The sequence below is a fragment of the Nostoc sp. genome (assembly GCF_036917755.1).
Lineage (GTDB): Bacteria > Cyanobacteriota > Cyanobacteriia > Cyanobacteriales > Nostocaceae > Nostoc.
On sequence record NZ_JBALFC010000047.1, the window covers coordinates 28581 to 45816 of the forward strand.

At 42.6% G+C, this 17236-nt stretch carries 15 protein-coding genes and 3 pseudogenes; 9 read left to right on the forward strand and 9 right to left on the reverse strand.

Annotated features, from left to right (window positions below; translation table 11 throughout):
- The first annotated feature begins 359 nt into the window (after window positions 1-359).
- Window positions 360-1565: a glutathione S-transferase family protein gene (locus V7L05_RS11620; protein ID WP_335164302.1), complete on the forward strand. Its 1206-nt coding sequence runs from the start codon at window positions 360-362 to the stop codon at window positions 1563-1565.
- Window positions 1566-1986: 421 nt separating this feature from the next.
- A pseudogene (locus V7L05_RS11625) lies at window positions 1987-2221 on the forward strand (NblA/ycf18 family protein).
- On the opposite strand, the gene V7L05_RS11630 reads toward V7L05_RS11625, so the two are convergent.
- Window positions 2218-2667, reverse strand: coding sequence for an HlyD family secretion protein (locus tag V7L05_RS11630; RefSeq protein WP_335164316.1), 450 nt, complete (start codon window positions 2665-2667; stop codon window positions 2218-2220). The pseudogene V7L05_RS11625 and the gene V7L05_RS11630 sit on opposite strands and share 4 nt — an antisense overlap.
- Before the next feature lie 217 nt (window positions 2668-2884).
- On the opposite strand from V7L05_RS11630, the gene V7L05_RS11635 reads away from it, so the two are divergent.
- Both V7L05_RS11635 and V7L05_RS11640 read left to right on the forward strand, forming a co-directional pair.
- Complete coding sequence (locus V7L05_RS11635) at window positions 2885-3865, forward strand: alpha/beta hydrolase family esterase (protein ID WP_335164303.1); 981 nt, start codon at window positions 2885-2887, stop codon at window positions 3863-3865.
- Between the two features lie 348 nt (window positions 3866-4213).
- Window positions 4214-4933 carry a hypothetical protein gene (locus V7L05_RS11640; RefSeq protein ID WP_335164304.1) on the forward strand — a complete coding sequence of 240 codons (720 nt, stop codon included), beginning with the start codon at window positions 4214-4216 and terminating at the stop codon, window positions 4931-4933.
- 121 nt (window positions 4934-5054) lie between these two features.
- Here the strand turns inward: V7L05_RS11640 and V7L05_RS11645 are convergent.
- From V7L05_RS11645 to V7L05_RS11655, 3 genes and pseudogenes are all read right to left on the reverse strand, one after another.
- Window positions 5055-6446 (reverse strand): annotated as a pseudogene (locus tag V7L05_RS11645) (efflux RND transporter permease subunit).
- Between the two features lie 181 nt (window positions 6447-6627).
- Window positions 6628-7381: pseudogene (locus tag V7L05_RS11650) on the reverse strand (transposase); the annotation flags it as partial.
- Window positions 7382-7454: 73 nt separating this feature from the next.
- Window positions 7455-7748, reverse strand: coding sequence for a DNA/RNA non-specific endonuclease (locus V7L05_RS11655; RefSeq protein WP_335164305.1), 294 nt, complete (start codon window positions 7746-7748; stop codon window positions 7455-7457).
- A gap of 442 nt (window positions 7749-8190) precedes the next feature.
- Here V7L05_RS11655 and V7L05_RS11660 point away from each other — a divergent pair, with 442 nt between their 5' ends.
- The 3 genes from V7L05_RS11660 (at window position 8191) to V7L05_RS11670 (ending at window position 10471) form a co-directional block, all read left to right on the forward strand.
- Window positions 8191-8463, forward strand: a complete 273-nt coding sequence (locus tag V7L05_RS11660) for a GlsB/YeaQ/YmgE family stress response membrane protein (protein ID WP_335164306.1) — start codon at window positions 8191-8193, stop codon at window positions 8461-8463.
- 709 nt (window positions 8464-9172) lie between these two features.
- Window positions 9173-9328, forward strand: coding sequence for a hypothetical protein (locus V7L05_RS11665; protein ID WP_335164307.1), 156 nt, complete (start codon window positions 9173-9175; stop codon window positions 9326-9328).
- A 201-nt stretch (window positions 9329-9529) separates the two neighbouring features.
- Window positions 9530-10471: a hypothetical protein gene (locus V7L05_RS11670; RefSeq protein ID WP_335164308.1), complete on the forward strand. Its 942-nt coding sequence runs from the start codon at window positions 9530-9532 to the stop codon at window positions 10469-10471.
- A gap of 187 nt (window positions 10472-10658) precedes the next feature.
- On the opposite strand, the gene V7L05_RS11675 is transcribed toward V7L05_RS11670, so the two are convergent.
- On the reverse strand, window positions 10659-11138 hold the full coding sequence (locus V7L05_RS11675; protein WP_335164309.1) for a hypothetical protein: 480 nt from the start codon (window positions 11136-11138) through the stop codon (window positions 10659-10661).
- Between the two features lie 724 nt (window positions 11139-11862).
- Here V7L05_RS11675 and V7L05_RS11680 point away from each other — a divergent pair.
- The gene (locus V7L05_RS11680; RefSeq protein WP_335164310.1) at window positions 11863-12870 is read left to right on the forward strand and encodes a hypothetical protein; all 1008 of its coding nucleotides are present in this window, start codon (window positions 11863-11865) and stop codon (window positions 12868-12870) included.
- Between the two features lie 240 nt (window positions 12871-13110).
- Here V7L05_RS11680 and V7L05_RS11685 read toward each other — a convergent pair whose 3' ends face one another.
- Together V7L05_RS11685 and V7L05_RS11690 are read right to left on the reverse strand one after the other, a co-directional pair.
- Window positions 13111-13587 (reverse strand): hypothetical protein, encoded by a 477-nt coding sequence (locus V7L05_RS11685; protein WP_335164311.1) that lies wholly within the window; start codon window positions 13585-13587, stop codon window positions 13111-13113.
- Window positions 13588-14071: 484 nt separating this feature from the next.
- Window positions 14072-14530, reverse strand: a complete 459-nt coding sequence (locus V7L05_RS11690; RefSeq protein WP_335164312.1) for an HNH endonuclease — start codon at window positions 14528-14530, stop codon at window positions 14072-14074.
- Window positions 14531-14996: 466 nt separating this feature from the next.
- On the opposite strand from V7L05_RS11690, the gene V7L05_RS11695 reads away from it, so the two are divergent.
- Complete coding sequence (locus V7L05_RS11695; protein ID WP_335164313.1) at window positions 14997-15686, forward strand: DUF1003 domain-containing protein; 690 nt, start codon at window positions 14997-14999, stop codon at window positions 15684-15686.
- A gap of 55 nt (window positions 15687-15741) precedes the next feature.
- Here the strand turns inward: V7L05_RS11695 and V7L05_RS11700 are convergent, their stop codons facing one another.
- Complete coding sequence (locus V7L05_RS11700) at window positions 15742-16380, reverse strand: histidine phosphatase family protein (protein ID WP_335164314.1); 639 nt, start codon at window positions 16378-16380, stop codon at window positions 15742-15744.
- A gap of 600 nt (window positions 16381-16980) precedes the next feature.
- A partial coding sequence (locus tag V7L05_RS11705; protein WP_335164315.1) for a hypothetical protein occupies window positions 16981-17236 on the reverse strand: 256 nt, incomplete at its 5' end.

A 17236-nucleotide genomic window follows, 5' to 3' on the forward strand; every position in this document is an offset into this window, starting at 1 on the left:
TAACAAAAGGTTTAATGTCTGCCAAAACTTGGCAATCAGGGAATGATTTTCGCCATCCAATCCACCCAATCGGGCGCATCTGTCACCAATTGAGCAAACAAGTCTGGGCTAGCGTCGCCACTGGTCTTTGGGGGGAGCGATTTTGTGAGCGTTCGCACCGGGAGTCAGTCGTGAATCCGTTCCAAAACGGTTTACCGTCAGTAAGAGGAAAAGGGTCAGGGAGGGAGCATTTCAGGCTGCTATTTGGTCAATATCTTTTCTTTAGGGGCAAACCTACTGGTTAAATTAAGCCTTGGTGTAATTGAAAATATTGTAGAGTATAGAATTGTCCTCAGTATTGACCGGGAGCAACTCACCCTATGACTACCGCACCCTTAAGCTGGGAAGAACTAGAAACTCTCACGGACTATCAAATAGATACCGTTAATGGTCTCACCAACGCTAGAGCCAGGTTGCGCTTGTTTGGTCAGCTAGAATCTGATGTGCGGGTAACGCTGTACCGCGATAACCACGCTTGGTGTCCTTACTGTCAAAAAGTTTGGTTATGGCTAGAGGAAAAACAGATCCCCTACCGCATCGAAAAAGTGACAATGTTCTGCTATGGGGAGAAAGAAAGTTGGTACAAACGTAAAGTCCCATCAGGAATGCTCCCCGCGATCGAGCTAGATGGACGGATTATTAAGGAAAGCGATGACATTTTGATCGCTTTGGAAAAGGTTTTTGAGCCATTGAGCCAAGGGATGGAAGACCGCACGGTACTGACTCTACGTCAATTAGAACGACTTTTATTTGGAGCCTGGTGCGCTTGGCTCTCCTCTAGAGCAGAGAACTCTCAACAAGAACAACGCAACCGAGAACAATTTATCGGAGTGGTGGCTAGGGTTGAGTCGGCTCTAAGTCGCACCCCAAGCCCTTACTTTCTAGATAAGTTCGGTATCGTCGATGTGATTTTTACGCCATATCTCGAACGGATGAATGCGAGCCTTTACTACTACAAGGGCTACTCCCTGCGAGAGGAAAACCCTCGCTTGAGCGCATGGTTTGCGGCAATGGAAAGCCGACCGACCTACTGCGGTACCCAGAGCGACTTTCACACCCACGCACATGATTTACCGCCCCAGATGGGGGGCTGTTGGGAAAACGGCGAAATCCAGATGCTTCTCAATAAAGCGCGGGTAGATAACGGCCCGTGGTTTGGGCTACCAGATGTTACTTATCCAGAACCCGAAAACTCCCGCATGGAAGCTCTTCAACGAACTATCGAACACCGGATCAATATTATCCGAGTCAACCCCAAAGATGATAAATTGTTTGATCAAGCCCTACGTTGTGCTTTAACACAGATGATGACTGGTGAAGACTGTGTACCTCCATCGGGATCTGATGTCGCTCTCCGATATTTGCGCGATCGGATTAATGTACCGCGAGACATGTCCATCTACGCAGCCAAGCGATTGAGGGAATCCCTGGAGAAAACCGCAGCCCTTGCGGGTGATGGGCAGCCAGACCCCATTCCCACTAAGCATCGACGAGATCAAGACCCGTCTAACTTTGTCATCAAGTAAGATTACCGCACTCATCCTGGCATAGAGCGCGACTCTAACAGTTAACAATGAACAGTTATCTTGGTTTCAATCTTTGACAAAGAGCTTTGTATCAACTTAGATGAATCCCAATACTACAGGGTACTGAGTAATCCTTTAACTGATTCTACACCGTACCCCACCCGCTCAATCGCCAGCCGCAAACAGAGGCGAAAAATGCTTTTAAAAACCTCAAAGTAAGAAAGTTTAGAACTTAGGTTTTTACTTGGGTTGCCACAATGGAGTGATATCAAGGTTTTTAGCAGCAGATACGGCATTTCTAACCTACGCCGGTACGGTTTACACCCCTTTGATTTTTGTAAAGCTATCGTAATATTTATTTATATAAAGCAATATTTGCTTACATAAGCAAACTCAAATAAAAGAGTAAGTAATAAAAGCGATGAATCAACCCATTGAATTATCTTTAGAACAAGAATTTAGCCTGAGAACATTTGCAGACCAAGTGCAGCAGATGTCCCGTGAACAAGCTCGCATTGTTCTTGCTGATGCTCTATAAGCAGATGATAGTTAGGGAAGCGACTTACCAAGAATTGCTCAAACATCAGTGGGAAGTTGATTCTGACTTTTCCCGTTATCTCCTTGACGGAGCGATCGCTAATTTGAATAAGTTTTAGTTAGTTTCAACTTTTACAACTGCTGACATTCCGGGAGTAAATCGAGATTCATAAGCTTGAATACTTGACTGATCAAACAGAATCTTGACGGGAATCTCATGTCGTGAATTACTAGAAGCTGAATTGCTCGTCAGATTATCTTGTGGCATCAAAGCGATACTATCTACCTTGCCTTGAAACTGCCGATTAGCAAAGGCTGAAACTGTAATTTTTACCTTTTGCTCTGGCTGTATTTTTTCTAACTGCTTTTCGGGAAAATAGGCAATAATCCAAGGATGTGGCTGTATTATTGATAAAAGAGTTTGCCCTGGAAGCACCTGCTGTCCTACTTGGACGTTTTTATTGCCAACGACTCCAGCGACCGGAGTTGCTATGTTAGTGTAACTTAAATCAAGTTCCGCTTTTTTTACCTCTACCTGCTTTTGAGCAAAAGTAGCTAATGCTATCTTTAATTACTTTCACTCATCGCTGGGAGAATCCCATTTTTGCAGAAATACCGATTGCTGAGTGTAGTATGGGGAGAACACAATACTCACTTGAGTCATAGCCATGACCCCCGAAGAAAAAGAACGGTTACAAGCAGCAGTAAAAGAAATCGCGGCAATCCTGTATAAAAATACATCACCATGCAATTGTAGACTTTAGATAGAATTAATAATACAGATGTCTAAAAAATCTGATTTTTTAAAATATGTTTTGAGTTGCCTACTCTCAACGACTTTGGCTGTGACTTCTAATTCTCTTCAAGTAGAAGCAAAAAGTATACCCAGAGAAAAAATCTTACTTTCCGAGAATTATGGGAGACTAAGAAACCAGGGACAGTTACGTACTTACTATATATATACGCCAAAATCTTACAACCCTAAACACGCGATGTCGCTAGTTTTAGTGTTTCATGGAGATCGGGGTAGCGGTAATTCTATTGCTCAAGTTACTCGCTTTAGTAATTTAGCAGAAGCATTCGGGTTTATTGCAGTTTATCCAAATGGACTTGACCATCAATGGAGCTTTACAGGACATCTGAGAAAAAAGATAGATGATATTTCATTTGTTGCAGCTTTAATTGAACACCTTCAACGAATTAGAAATATTAATAGCCATAAAATCTATGCCACTGGTTTTTCTCAAGGTGGAATACTCACTCAAGCTTTAGCCTGTAAGCTGCCGAATAAAATTGCTGCTTTCGCATCAGTAGCTGGCTCTCTAACTGCTCGACTTGTGCCTAGTTGTCATCCTTCGCTGACTGTATCAATAATGATGATTAATGGTACAAAGGATTTAAGTGTAGATTATTATGGGGATCGCATCAGTCAAAAAGAAGCACTTGTTTCTATTCCAGAAACAGCAAATTTTTGGCGAAGGCATGATCAATGTACTTCCTCATCTCAATTTCAAAAGTTAACTGGGACTAAATCTAATAATCGCTTGCGAGTCAAAACTCTTCGTTACTCAGGTTGTAGAAACAGCTCAGAGGTATTGCAGTTAGCTGTAGTCAACGGTGGGCACTTCTGGCCTGGTGGTGCTTCAAGTGATACTAAATTAAATCAGTTAAATATTCAGCTTGGTTTGAATGCAAGTAGGGCAATTTGGAGCTTTTTTCAACGCCATAGTTTGAGTAGTTTAATCAAGGGAAAAAACCGTTAATTGTATAGAGATACAATGGATTCCGTCGTTTAACGAATTCGCTTTATCAATTTTATAGGTCTAAAACCCCGTAATCAAGGACGGCTTTAAGTATGTTAGGCTCTTGTCTTTATCCCCGTTACAAAACTGTACCCAACTCTTAGAGAGGCTTCTCTTTCAGAGACGAATTAGGCGAACGCCAACGGCGTAGCTCAGGGCATCGCTTCAGACGAACGACTTATTGAAATTTCCTCCAACACCTGTGAAAAAGTCAAGCCGGATATTTGTTTTAAAGACACGAATACAGCACAACTTGCTGGTTTCCGTGCGCCTAAGTGATCTAACACGGTAGATTGTGGACGAGTTCTGATGCGATTTTCACTGCTGGTTTTGCACTGTTATTGCTGGGGACAAGTGATGGGATTAAATGCGATCTTTGCTTTCGTCGGGTCTGGTTTTGTGGTAAGAATATTAATTAAAAATCACATTGGGACTGGTACTGAAGCAACAACTACATACACTTGGATTTACACGCATTTGTTTAAACCTTGGGCAGGTGCGCTGAATGGTTCGCTGTTATTTGCGATCGCAACCGGATGTTTTTGGTGGTTGATTCTTTATTTCATGTATCGCCATAGTTGGTATTTGAAAATTTCATCTGCACATCAATCCCTTCGCCAAAAAAAGAGTATAAAAAACTCCACCCACTCTTGGGTTGGAGTTTTTGGGCATGGGGCATGGCGAAGAAGTTGCTTTCTTCCCAATGCCCCAAGCGGCGCTTTGAGCAACCTCGACCACCCACTCAAGGGAATTGAGTTTCCTGCCGCTTTCAATGAAGAGATCGGGCGCTCCGTAGTAGAGTTATTGGTATCTCCTCAATACTTCAGGGTAGACAATTATTCTGGTTTCCACGACCAACCGAAGGGATTAAGAGAAGATTTATCGCAAATAATAGTCGCAAGAGAAGGGATTCTTCCAGTCTCAGAAATCCGGTCACGCACATATTCAAAAAAGCTGATTCCTAACTTCCGAGTAGTAGCGACAAGAGACATAAAAGTGTCCCAAGCCTTAGTACCCTCAGTGGTCTGAGTTGCATAACTAATATTACGTCGCTGCACCATAGTTCTAGCAGCTAACTCAGCGGGATTGTTATGCAACGGTAATTCTGGATGCTCTAAAACTAAAAGCAACTCCGAGGCAATGGCCTCCGTTAATCGTTTTCGTTCATCCAACTGTTGATAACCACTGTCGGTGTCAAAAAGTTGAGAAAACTCAGACCGGAGTTTTTCTGCCCCTGGCTCACTGGGAGAATCTCTAAGCGATCGCGGTTAATGTCAATCTGGTACTGGGGAGTGCTGGCTGTGAATTGAGTGAACACTTGGCGCAAGACGGGATTTTGATTGGCTTTGGCAATTATTTGTTGCGCGATCGCCAGAAATTGATCGATACTCAGTTGTCCGTTGCTGCGGTCTTGAAGTTGAAATTCAAAGCCACCTGTTACCCCATAGCCAGAGACGGCGGGCAGGTTGGATGTAAAGATTAACGCATCCTGATTTTGGGCAAAGATGCCATTTAGCCGTTGCACGATCCCCTTCACCGAATGTTCGTCACCCTAGCGCTCTTTCCAATCTTTCAACCTAAAGAAAAATGTCCCCTGATTTGGGCCATTGCCATTCAGACCAAAACCGGCAATGACTAGAGACGCTTCCATCTCCGGCACTTCTTTTTTCAGGGTTTGAGACACAGTGTTAACAACTTTTTCGGTATAAGCGAGGGAAACACCATCGGGAGCCTGAATCAGACCGACGATAATACCTTGATCCTCATCTGGCACAAATCCACTGGGGACGGAAATATACACAAACGCCGTTGCCGCCAGTCCGAGGATAAATAGCCCCAGCACGAACATTCGGATGCGGATCAGGAACTTGCTCAGACTCTCGTATTGCTCCAGTACCCAGCTAAAGCCCCGGTTGAACTGACGAAAAAACCAGCCCAGCGGCCCTCGCCCTTCACCCTCAGTATGATGCAGGAAGAGTCCAGACATACTGGGGGTGAAACTTAGGGCATTGAATAAAGAAATGCCGATGGAGAAGATAATGATCAATGCGAACTGCCGATACATGATGCCAGTCGCGCCCGGAAAAAAGGATACTGGGATAAATACCGCCATCAGCACCAAGGAGGTGGCAATCACCGCTCCAGAAAGCTCCCCCATCGCCTCAAAAGCCGCTTGCCGTCGGTCTAAGCCTTGTTCCATCTTGGCAGCAATCCCCTCGACAACGATGATCGCATCGTCTACCACCAGACCCGTTGCCAGTACTAATCCAAACATGGTTAACGTGTTGAGTGAGAAGCCGAAGAGATAGGCAAAGGCCAATGCACCAATCAGGGATACAGGAACAGCGATCGCCGGAATAATTGTCGCCCGCCAATCTTGCAAAAAGACGAAAATCACTAGCACCACTAGGGCGATCGCTTCCATCAGCGTCTTGAGTACTTCTTCGATTGACACTTCCACAAACTTGGTGGTGTCGTAGCAGATGACGGCTTTCACCCCTGGAGGAAAGTTTTTCTCCAGCTCTGCAATTTGCGCTTCCACGGCTTTGGCAGTATTCAACGTGTTGTTCAAGTTGTGCCTGGGCGGTTACTACAGCCGCCCGATTGGAGTTAACCAAAGCAATGGCGCTGGAGACATTGGCTGTAGTCTGATCCAAACTTAAAGATAGAATCGGCGTTCCCTTGCTGACGCGATCGCCACTGGCTACAATCATATTTGGGATGCGCTCTTTCACCCAATGGCTAACCAAATATGCACGGTCGATTTGCAACTCTTCGATGTTTTCAAGAGTTATTTGTTGGGCATTTAAATCAGACTCAATATCTATAGTTACAGATGCTTCTGGTGTGTTTGCCCTGGTGACACCAACAGCCCTGACCATTTGTAATTCTAAGTCTTTGAGAACATGACGTTTGTAGCCATCAAATTTTTGACTGCGGCTTTTACGCCCATGACGCATATCCTCATCTTCGATGGAAATACGTCTATCCTTGGCCACAGCTTTACGTTCGCGTAGCGTCCCGTAGGGAAGCTTTGGGGAACCATCCGATGTCCCCTTGTTTTTGTGCCATATAAATCGTTTTTTCAATTAACCGTCGGTCAAACGACTTTGACATTAAAAGCGCACGAAATCTCACCAGTGTTCCTTTCCCAAAAGGTGGTTGCTCACAATCAAGACAATCTAAAACTAGCTGCCATCGTCTATCCATTTCAATTGCTTCCATTGCCTCGTCATCTGAAACCCCTGTATACGCTTGTAGAATGATTGCTAATGCTAATTGTGCGGGTGGTACTGGGCATAACCCGACGCTACTATCCTTAAAAACCGTTGCTAGTTCTGTTTGAAATTCTGCGTCAAATAATTTGTGACGTATCTGCCTTAAAAATACAAACAGTTTAGCTTTGCGTATACGTTTTGTGACTTTTTCTTCTTTTGCTGACAGTTCTACGGGACGGTTCCAAACTAACGGACGCATGGTAGCTGCATTCCTGATAACGTGTTCTCCTCTTTTTACACTCTGCAAAAACTGTGCATCTTGTCAACTACTTTTACTGGACTGCCTCTTTAGGGATATTCACCGCGATCGCGCGAGTTTTTGTAGTAATACCATTAATCCCAGAGCCAGGTTCCAAAACAACAACGATTTTCCAAGTTGATTTAGGAATCGTTACTTTTCCTTTGAGGGGTTCACCTTGGCTCCCTAATAGCCCAGCAATGATGTAAAGTTCTTTACCTTCTTTTGTGACAAGCTCCCTAGAGTATTGTTCTAAACCTTCCCAAGAGCGTCGGTTATTATCGGGAGTCTGGGGAACCATATACAGAGGTTGTATGGCACGTTTCATTCAAACGCAAGATCCGTCTGGCTTATTTACTCGACCGCCGTCACCCAAACAAACCGAGTTACGCCGTCCTATTCATTTCTCTTTTTGTGCGGTTACGCGCTTCAATCTCAGTTAGGGGGTATATCACGAGAAGTAACAGCATTCATCCTCAAGGCTATTAATAATTGGTTCTGTTGGTAGATGGAATGTCAATGTTTGGATTGCTATTGTGTATTTGTCAGTAAAAAATGTTGGCTCTCCTAGACTAGTTATAGAAAATTAATACTTGATATCAGGTTAAGTCCTTACATAGTAGGGGATTCAATAATCAGAAAGCATATTTTTATTAAATATGTGATTCTATTTTAGCAGAATCTTGTTATACCAAGTGTTTTAGGTGTTTTTTAGTATTAATTTATCAAACGAAGTCTAGGAGAGCCAAAATGTTTATCAAATTAAAACAATGAATATTCTTGCTTGGATTGTTTTAGGTCTAATTGCTGGTGCTATTGCAAAGGCCATCTACCCTGGTCATCAAGGCGGCGGAATTCTAGGAACAATCTTATTAGGAATTATCGGTGCTTTTGTTGGTGGGAGTTTGGGTGTATTCTTCAGTACAGGAACCCTGACATTAGCTGCCCCCACACTCAGCATTCCCGGTATTGCAGTAGCGGTTCTTGGCACAATTGTCGCTGTTTTCTTGTGGAACTTGCTAAATCGTCGCAGTGCTGTGTAAGAAATTAAATTGGAATTAATTAATAGTAAAAATCTCTTAATTCATTTCACTATATTTTCTCCCGGAATTGAAATTATTTGAATAGCGCCTGCCTGTATTTAGGTGGGCGCTATTCTTTTCTTAGAGTGCGATGCCGTTCCAGCGATGCCCAACTCTTAGAGACGCTGCGCGTAGCAAGATCCCGTTCGCCCCTGGCGTCCCGTAGGGAAGGGTACGGCGCAGGTGTGACAGTGAGCCTGTCGAACTGCTCAGCGTAAGACCTACGGCGCTCGTAGAGAGGAAATTGAGAAGTAAATACCTTGGGGCAACGGCGGCAAGCAACGCTTTGGCTCTACAATCAGTTTATTAGAATTATATTGGGGATAAATATGTTTTATTTATGTCATCAATATTTCCCTCAAATCAGCAACAAAAATTATCTATATGAGAAACATTGTTGAGATTTTATCTAGATTTTGATGTTCCGATATTTGGAAAATTAAACCTACAAACAGTTCCCCCGTTGAATTACATCTTTCAGATTAATATTTCTATAAAGTTTGCAGATTTAAAATTCGGAAATAAATTAGCAATTTTTAGTGACATAAAAGGATTATTAATATTTTTTTATCTTCGGAGAATAAGAGAATTTTTTTTATTTTTAAACTACGATTTAAATCAAGGATAGTTAACTGTCCTTGATTGAAGTCAACAGTATGGAATTAATCTGATGAATAGAATTAAAATTGCAGATTTAGTATCAACTCATTCTGATAACTATCTCCAGAATTTATCGGAAGAAGAAGAAGCAAGAGTGATTGGAGGTTTACCGCTTGTAGTTATTGGGATTGCTATTGCATGTGCTTTACTTTTAGCACATGATTAATAGGTAGTAGATAGTAGAAGCCACTCCACACAACTTCATAAAATTTCTCAGGTTCTAGAATGCAACATCCTTCTAGACCTTAGCCCCCATAAACTCATCGGGGCTTTTATTTTTATCTATCATACAGCGCAGCCAAAGATTGACACCAGAGGAACAGCTACAATTAGTATTACTCTAATCAGAAAATAAAGCAGCAATTCTATGCCAGTTACATCTACTGATAATCCTCATTCCTTGCTCTATGGTTTAGCCAATGGGTCAGTCAAAGCACTCGAACATGATGAAGCGATCGCTGCAAACAAGACTTTGGCACTACAATTACAGTCTAGACTTGAAGATTTTTGGCTTTTGAATTCACCTGATGGACTTTGGGGGGCAAAATCCGCTAGGGCGCTAAATGCTTATAAACATTTTCAAAATCTCAGTGAACCAGGGATAAATCCCCATATTGCTGCTAGCCTGCTCAATACCAAGCCGACTGACTTAATACCAGGATTTCAACTCAACGGCGACTGGCCGAGTCGAACCGTAATGTGGATAAACTTACATAATCAACAAATTAGTACTAACGGCAACAAGGGAGAAATCAATATCGTTTATTTTCGTGGGTTAGACCGCAAGGGAGAATGGAATGGCAATGCACCATTTGTCTGGAATGACCGACGTTGTGTATTAGTAATCAAAGATAAAGCACCAACTTTTGCAGGCAATTGGTTAGCAACTTGTGACCCCGGAGAATATTACTGGGACAATCCCATGAACCAGGAAGGGTGTGCAGATATCAAGGCATGGCAATACCAAGCTTGGAGCGTTGGTCATCACCACGGTAGCACCGGAGATCAATTGGCTCTAGTCCAAACTGGAGATATTACAGTGTTGCGTGGCTCTGATCGCTTGCCGGATGAGGGTAATAACTTTAGCGTAGACCAACACACTACTAACAATCCAGATGGGGCTAGCCCTGATCAACAAGTCTTAGGTTGGTCTGCTGGATGCATGGTGGGCGCCAGTTCTAATGAACATTACCATGAGTTTATGTCTCTGGTACAAGCAGATCCGCGAGAAAAGAATGCTCCAGGAAAATATCAGCACTGGACAACAGTGATTAATGGCAATGAATTTCTAGATATTTTTCCTGGGTAAATGTTCACAAAGCTATCTGAGTCCGGCGTATGAACTTCGCATGGCTTTTAAATGTGAACACAAAGCCGTAGCACAGATAACGTAACTGATAATATTACACGATGATGTCGGTGTTTCCCAATCCTTGCGAGGGTGAATACTTTGTATCCTCCCGCCCAGAAACTTTCTCCGACGAAATTCCCCACCCCTACCATCTTCGATAGTGACCCCATCTGTGGAACCCTCCTCCAAATCCGAAGTTGATGCCAAAAGTAGGATAGGGCGACCCATAAATGGCATAAGGGTTGTAGATGTAAACAGGAGCAGGCGCTACGGTGTAATAACCATCTTCATTACAAACAGTAGTAGTATGTTGCACAATTGTTTTAGGTACAACATCCGATTGCCCAGCATAAGGTAGATTCAAATAACCATCCTCAAAACCACGAGCGAATTCACCTCCCGCAGTCCGAGGTTTATAAGCTTCTCTATTCCGAGCGCTTTGTTCTCCTTCTCGAAAACCATTTGCATAAGCATGGGGGTGGTCAGCCGCCGATTCTTTGATCACCCTATTGTCAGTAACAGGATGACAGTAAACAACCCTATCACCTTTAGCGGCTTGGGGAAAAAGTAAAGATGTTGAGCCAGCGATTAAGCTGAATATTGCAGCAACAACTATTTTCTTCACAGCCTTTAACCTCATTTATGCTTAATGCTCTAAGCCCTTTAACTTTAATTATAAAACCTGAATCCTTGCGGTGACATGAGCCAAAAATCATAAATCCCCTGTCAACACTTCTGCCTAAAGGCTAGGGGGATTCTAGCCTAAAGTCTTAGGAATACCACGGCGAAATAGTGTATTTCTTCTCCGGCGAGTTCTGGCGCAATGTCCATGTTTGCTGCTAGAACGCACACGATTTCAACGGGTTTTTCACCTCGGTATATCAAGCAAGAAATAGCGCTAACCCTGCGAGGAGAGCGGCGGGCGGTTACGCCATCGCCTCGGTTAATAAATGCGGCTTACGGGTGTGGCAGATGCACGGCGAGATGAATATTATTTTATGTGCGATGCCCCTGGTGACATTGGATAGCTGCGGTGAAGCACTCCCCACCTAAGCCGCTTCTTCTGGGTGGGGCATTGAGATCATTGATCTCATTTTTGGCACAACGAGAGCGATCGCTTAATTTAGCTATGATGAGCCAATACCCAATTCTCGAAACTGTGTGGGGGTAAATGAGCAATCGTACAAAGAGTACAGAGAGTTACGCGCTTGGCTGAAAACTTTACTAGGTAAGTATTCTATCAATCAATATTTTTCGTAATTCTCAACGTACCAATTAACATATACTTTTGACTGTATAAAGCTATTCTTTAACTGTAATGCTTAGTAACAGCATATAAGAGCAGTCCTATGTTGAACAGATACCTTAAAGTAGTTCTTTCGTCTACCTTACTCCTTAGTGTAGTAAGTAGTTTTAGTGAAAAGGCCAAAGCTCAAGTTTTCGTTAACGATACTTTTACCGACGGTGGCCGTACTAATGGTGCTGATCCGTTAGATATTTCCTGGTTTGAAATTTCATCAAATTTTTATCAAACAGTTTCAACTCCTCTTCAAATTCAATTAGGCGTAGTTGATGATCCAATTCTTGGAACTGGAAACGCTTTGAACCTTGACACTCCCTCTTTTGTTACCTTTAACTCCTCTTTTCTTCCTCCTCACTTTGCGCTTGGAACCTTTGCTGGCGTTAGTTTGGGGAATAATATAGGCGATGCCCTTGATTTAAGCTTTGATTTTCGCTTCACCACGAAGCCTAGTCTTTCCAGCACCTCTGCTGAGTTGACGCAAATTCGTGGTAGTGGCTTGCGGTTTGGTTTATACAACTCTGGCGATACACCTGTCACGACTGATATTTTAGCTTCACTTGTTGGCAGTGGCACTCCCGTCGAAGATGACGGTGGTTATTTGGTGTCGTTTGGTCTAGCTGGTACCAGATCACTGGGAGTTAATAAAGAAAACTTCGGCTCTGGGGATAGCATTACTGGTGGTGATGGAAATGTTCAGTTAGCATCAACTAGCTCTGTACCTACTATTAACGACACAGCACCTCATACTGCAAACCTCGTTCTCGAACGCTTAACTCCGCAATTAGTTCGACTAACTGCATCAGTTGATGGTTTTTCTGTAGAAACATCTGATTCTGGTTCTGGGATCATTAGCTCTTTTAACGAAATTGCAGTCAGGAGTGTTTTCAGTGACCTCGATATCAACATCGACAACGTGGTACTCCAAGCGCGTACAAGTACCTCAGTTCCAGAGCCGTCTACTAATATTGCAATTTTCGGCTTCGGTCTAGGTTGGCTACTAAAGCGGAAGTTCAATCGCTCCATCGGTGGAATTCGTAGAATTTCCGGTTCGTAGTCCAGATTCACACAGGCCAATTGACTAAATTGTGCTAGCAACCGCCGCTCAAACTGCCCCAGGCGTTCGTCTGTTCAAAATCAATCATTATCGCTGTGTTGATATGTTAGCCGTTATTTTTACCTATAACAATCCAAATTGAGAAAATAAAGGGATTAAACGAAGTCGGAAGTCGGAAGTAAGTTTTGTGACAGGGATTTAGACCCCTAGTTAAAGAAATTGTCAAGGAAAGTCGTGCTTTTAGTCTACGTAATCTGTTAATATTGGATCTTCAACAGTGTTATCTGAACCTATTGGGCGACTACCGTCTATCTCTAGAGTATCTGAAGATAGAAAATTACTTTTAGCGATCGGACGTTGACCGTCTATGTCAATAACCGCTTCAACCTCTAAATCGCTAGGGTCAATTGGACGCTTACCGTCTACAGTTAGCATCTCATGTTCTTGAAAAGCGCTCTTCCCGATCGGGCGTTGACCATCTATATTAATTGTTTTATCATAATCGGTTTCATTTTTCCCAATTGGTCGCTCACCATCTATATTAATTATTTCTTTAATTTCAATATTACTTGGATCGATTGGACGCTGACCATCTATATTAATTGTTTTATTTGTCTGTGTCAGTTCGTTAGATGATGAATCTATATCAGTTTCAGCCTCTATTTTATGCTGACCCAAATTATTTTTCGTACTATCAACTTCCTTTGTGTTATTCATATTTCCTAATCGTGCTTCTAAAACTATTTATCTACTACCAATATGACCTGAAAAATTGTTTGTCTCTAAGCAAAATCCATTAATAATTAGGTAATCAAGTAGAAAAATTATAATTTTTATTACATACAGTTGTTTTATCTAATCTAAATAGAATACTCAAGTATGAGCAAAAAATCATCTATCACAGCACATAATGCATCTCTAACTTGAGAGGGATTTGTCATCTCTCAATAAACATACAGCAGGAGAGAAATGCGGTTTTGTTGCAGACATTAATACAGGAGACTTATTTGAAAGATGGTGCATCAGCCTAAAAGAGCTACTAAACCAAATCTCCGCGCCAGATTTCCCACCAACTCCCAACTCATGACTCCAATAGTCCACATCAGCAGAACTTTCGGCAATAAGAGAGAGAATCGATTGGGGGGCGATGGACTACGCCCTGCTTGAGCAATCGCACTTCAACAGTTAAGGAAATTGCAAATCAAAACTCTTTTACTTGTCGCGGGTCTTCATCAGGTGGATGCCAACCACCTTTGAGCCAAAGACGACGAGCCTTGACACTAGACCCTTCATTACGACGTTCATCATTGAGGTCTAAACGATTACTTGTAGCTGGGACTACAGAACTAATGCCAATAATTTTTAGACCATCTGCTGACCAAATAAAGTGGTCAGACCACTTTTGCTGGCGTGGATTAAACAGAGGTAGCATCTGGACTGTATCTGGATCAATTCCAGTGGTGAAATTGTAGCGATATCCGTTACAACGCTGACAAGCTAACGCTAGGTTATCAGGGTCATCCGAACCTTTAAGAGACTGTGGGATAATATGGTCAATAGAAAATAGAGCAGCATTTGCTTCTTCTGAAGAATGACAGTATTCACAAAGAAATTTTGCTCTTTGTCCGACTAATTTTTTGGTCGCATCATTAACTGTCATAATTCAGAAATGATTTTGGCATTAAGCAAGGTAAAAATTCTATCCAGTTCCAATATGCCTGCCAATTCAGCATCTTCCTCTCCTGTTAGCAATCCAGCTTTCTTTTTCTCAGACAATTCTTCGAGTCTAGACTGTAATTCTAAAGACGGCCTGGAATAAAAATTCTCATTTTAAGTTTCCTGTTCTTAATCGAGGTATATTATATTGGATCGTGTTGACAACTGCCGTAAGTTTGTTCAAAAAATCCTGCTGGCCATCCCAATTCTTCTGGTGTTTTTGGGGGTGCTGACGGTTCTAGCTGTTGATAGGTTATTGGAAATCAAATGCAATCGCCAAAGTAGCAATAGCAATCTTCCAGAATCTCTCTGTGGGTACTTTCATGCATTTTTTCTGCCTTCAAGTATCGCTTTGCAGTCAAAATTGAAGTTAGTCAGTTGAAGGAATCATTCATAACGCTAGACTACCAATGCAAACCAACAATCAACCAAATCCAAGTGATTCACCCTCCGGGTTCGGCAGTTCGGACTCGACGGGAGCCGCCAAGACTCCGACTGCCTCACCGCAAGTATCGGGTCAAATACCTCATCAAAAGATTCTGCCCACTGCCCCATTACCAGAATCTATTAGTCAAAATATCGAGACTATCATCGCATTGCATAGACGTTCTGAAAAAAATGTCTCACAACACCAGCGCTTTGTAGAAACGATAACCGTCTTTTTTGGTCGTCCTGTATTCTTGTATAGTATTCTGCTTGGGATTATTCTCTGGGTAACACCCAATTTCTTACCACGACGTTTAGGCGTACCAAAATTTGAGGAAGTTCCATTTCCTTGGTTACAATTTTCACTGACTGCGGGTTCATTGTTGGTGACAACAGGGGTATTGATTAAACAAGAGCGACAAGAAAAGTTAGCAGAGCAACGGGCGCAACTTAGCCTTCAACTCAACCTACTTTCTGAGCAGAAAATCGCTAAACTCATCGCGTTGGTTGAGGAATTACGCCTAGATATTCCCAATGTCAAAAATCGCTTTGATCCGGAGGCCGAAATAATGAAGTCCCCTACTGATGCACATGCAATTGTAGACTTATTGGAAGAAACCTTAGAATCGGAGTTAGCAAATTTATCGCAGCAAGAAATATCAACTCAGGAGTAACAAAGTAAGCTTAGTATTACAACAAGTACTAAAATGAGCAACTTTTTGATTACATCTATGTTCCTGGACGAAAGCGAATATGATCGGGTATATGATGGCGATCGCCTAATATTTCTAACAAGGGGCCATTAACGTCAAATTTAACCATACTTACTGACGCGACCAAAATATTCACCCGATAGCGATAGCGTCCTAAATCAATTCCCAGTAAACTGCAAAGCATAATCCGAATCGTAGCTTTATGGGAAACTACTAAAACATTACCTTGGGGATGTTTTTCTTGAATTTCAGCAATTACAGGCATAGAACGGTTAGCAATATCTACCGCAGTTTCTCCACCAATGGGTGCATTCCAAGCGGGTTCTGTCAACCATTTTACATAATTTTCTGCGTAATTCTCTTGGGCAAACGATTTACTCTTAGTTTCCCAAGAGCCGTAACTACCTTCTCTAAGTCCGTCACGCAACTGCATATCCATACCGATAGCATCACAAAATGGCTTGGCAGTTGCAATTGTGCGTTTCATCGGGCTAACATAAACAGCCGACCACAACAAGCTTTGATAAACATCGGCAAAACCTGATGCCATCTGCATCCCCTCTGTTGTCAACTCCGCATCAGTTTCACCGCAGAAATTACCACTTTGACTAAAAGTAGTTTCTCCATGTCGCAGTAAATATAAATTGAGTGTCATAGCTTGTATCGCAATTGTGATCAAGGAGTTTGTGTAAAAATAAAATACCATCAATCTCGCAATCGAGTCTGTGACACCAGGACAAAGTAATCAACCAAAAAAGTCGATCAACCACAAACTTTTGATTTCGTTGACAAAAGTAGCGGTAAGAGCTAGTACTCTAGTTTGAGCCGGGATACGGATACCGTTGACGAATCCCCTAAACACCTAAACTGAACTGCTCCTTGAGCTTTCTGAGCAATTTTATACCCAGATGCAAGATTCCCCAACTTCAGTTCAAATGGTTCAGAATTTGATTGCAGACTCCCGCACAATAAACCTGTTAACAAGAATATTTTTGTGAAGATGAAGGATAGCGAAAAGCAGCTAGTTCTAGGGGAAAGTCAGTTAAGAGCGTAGTTTACCGCCGTAGGTCTTACCCTGAGCCTGCGCCGTACCCTTCCCTACGGGACGCCAGGGGCGAACGGGATCTTGCTACGCGCAGCGTCTCTAAGAGTTGGGCATCGCCTCAACAAATGGGAACCCTGATAATAGTTGCGTTTACCAGTCTCATGAAATTCTTGAACTTCCTCAAACCCAAACCAGCCCAGCCAACTATTCTTATGCTACGGACAACAAAACTCCGGCGTTAGCCAAGAGCAGATTCAATCGCTGATGGAATGGTTGGAGAGCTAGTTTAATGGCGGCTGAATATTTCGGTAAATCCCATATTATCTGGTATGACGACGCTAACCCAGACCCCGCAAGAGAGCAGATGATGATAATAGTAGCTATGAATAAGCCTAATTCGGATTTAGTAATAAATACCGAGGGATGGAAAACTGTCAATTGGCGACAAGCTGAAAGATATGTTTTT

Bases quoted from the DNA above. Each gene is read 5' to 3' on its own strand.
- V7L05_RS11655 (WP_335164305.1), bottom strand. From the start codon at position 7,748: ATGAAACGTGCCATACAACCTCTGTATATGGTTCCCCAGACTCCCGAT.
- V7L05_RS11700 (WP_335164314.1), bottom strand. From the start codon at position 16,380: ATGACACTCAATTTATATTTACTGCGACATGGAGAAACTACTTTTAGT.
- V7L05_RS11685 (WP_335164311.1), bottom strand. From the start codon at position 13,587: ATGAATAACACAAAGGAAGTTGATAGTACGAAAAATAATTTGGGTCAG.
- V7L05_RS11640 (WP_335164304.1), top strand. From the start codon at position 4,214: ATGCGATTTTCACTGCTGGTTTTGCACTGTTATTGCTGGGGACAAGTG.
- V7L05_RS11635 (WP_335164303.1), top strand. From the start codon at position 2,885: ATGTCTAAAAAATCTGATTTTTTAAAATATGTTTTGAGTTGCCTACTC.
- V7L05_RS11665 (WP_335164307.1), top strand. From the start codon at position 9,173: ATGAATAGAATTAAAATTGCAGATTTAGTATCAACTCATTCTGATAAC.
- V7L05_RS11690 (WP_335164312.1), bottom strand. From the start codon at position 14,530: ATGACAGTTAATGATGCGACCAAAAAATTAGTCGGACAAAGAGCAAAA.
- V7L05_RS11620 (WP_335164302.1), top strand. From the start codon at position 360: ATGACTACCGCACCCTTAAGCTGGGAAGAACTAGAAACTCTCACGGAC.
- V7L05_RS11660 (WP_335164306.1), top strand. From the start codon at position 8,191: ATGAATATTCTTGCTTGGATTGTTTTAGGTCTAATTGCTGGTGCTATT.
- V7L05_RS11680 (WP_335164310.1), top strand. From the start codon at position 11,863: ATGTTGAACAGATACCTTAAAGTAGTTCTTTCGTCTACCTTACTCCTT.
- V7L05_RS11670 (WP_335164308.1), top strand. From the start codon at position 9,530: ATGCCAGTTACATCTACTGATAATCCTCATTCCTTGCTCTATGGTTTA.
- V7L05_RS11695 (WP_335164313.1), top strand. From the start codon at position 14,997: ATGCAAACCAACAATCAACCAAATCCAAGTGATTCACCCTCCGGGTTC.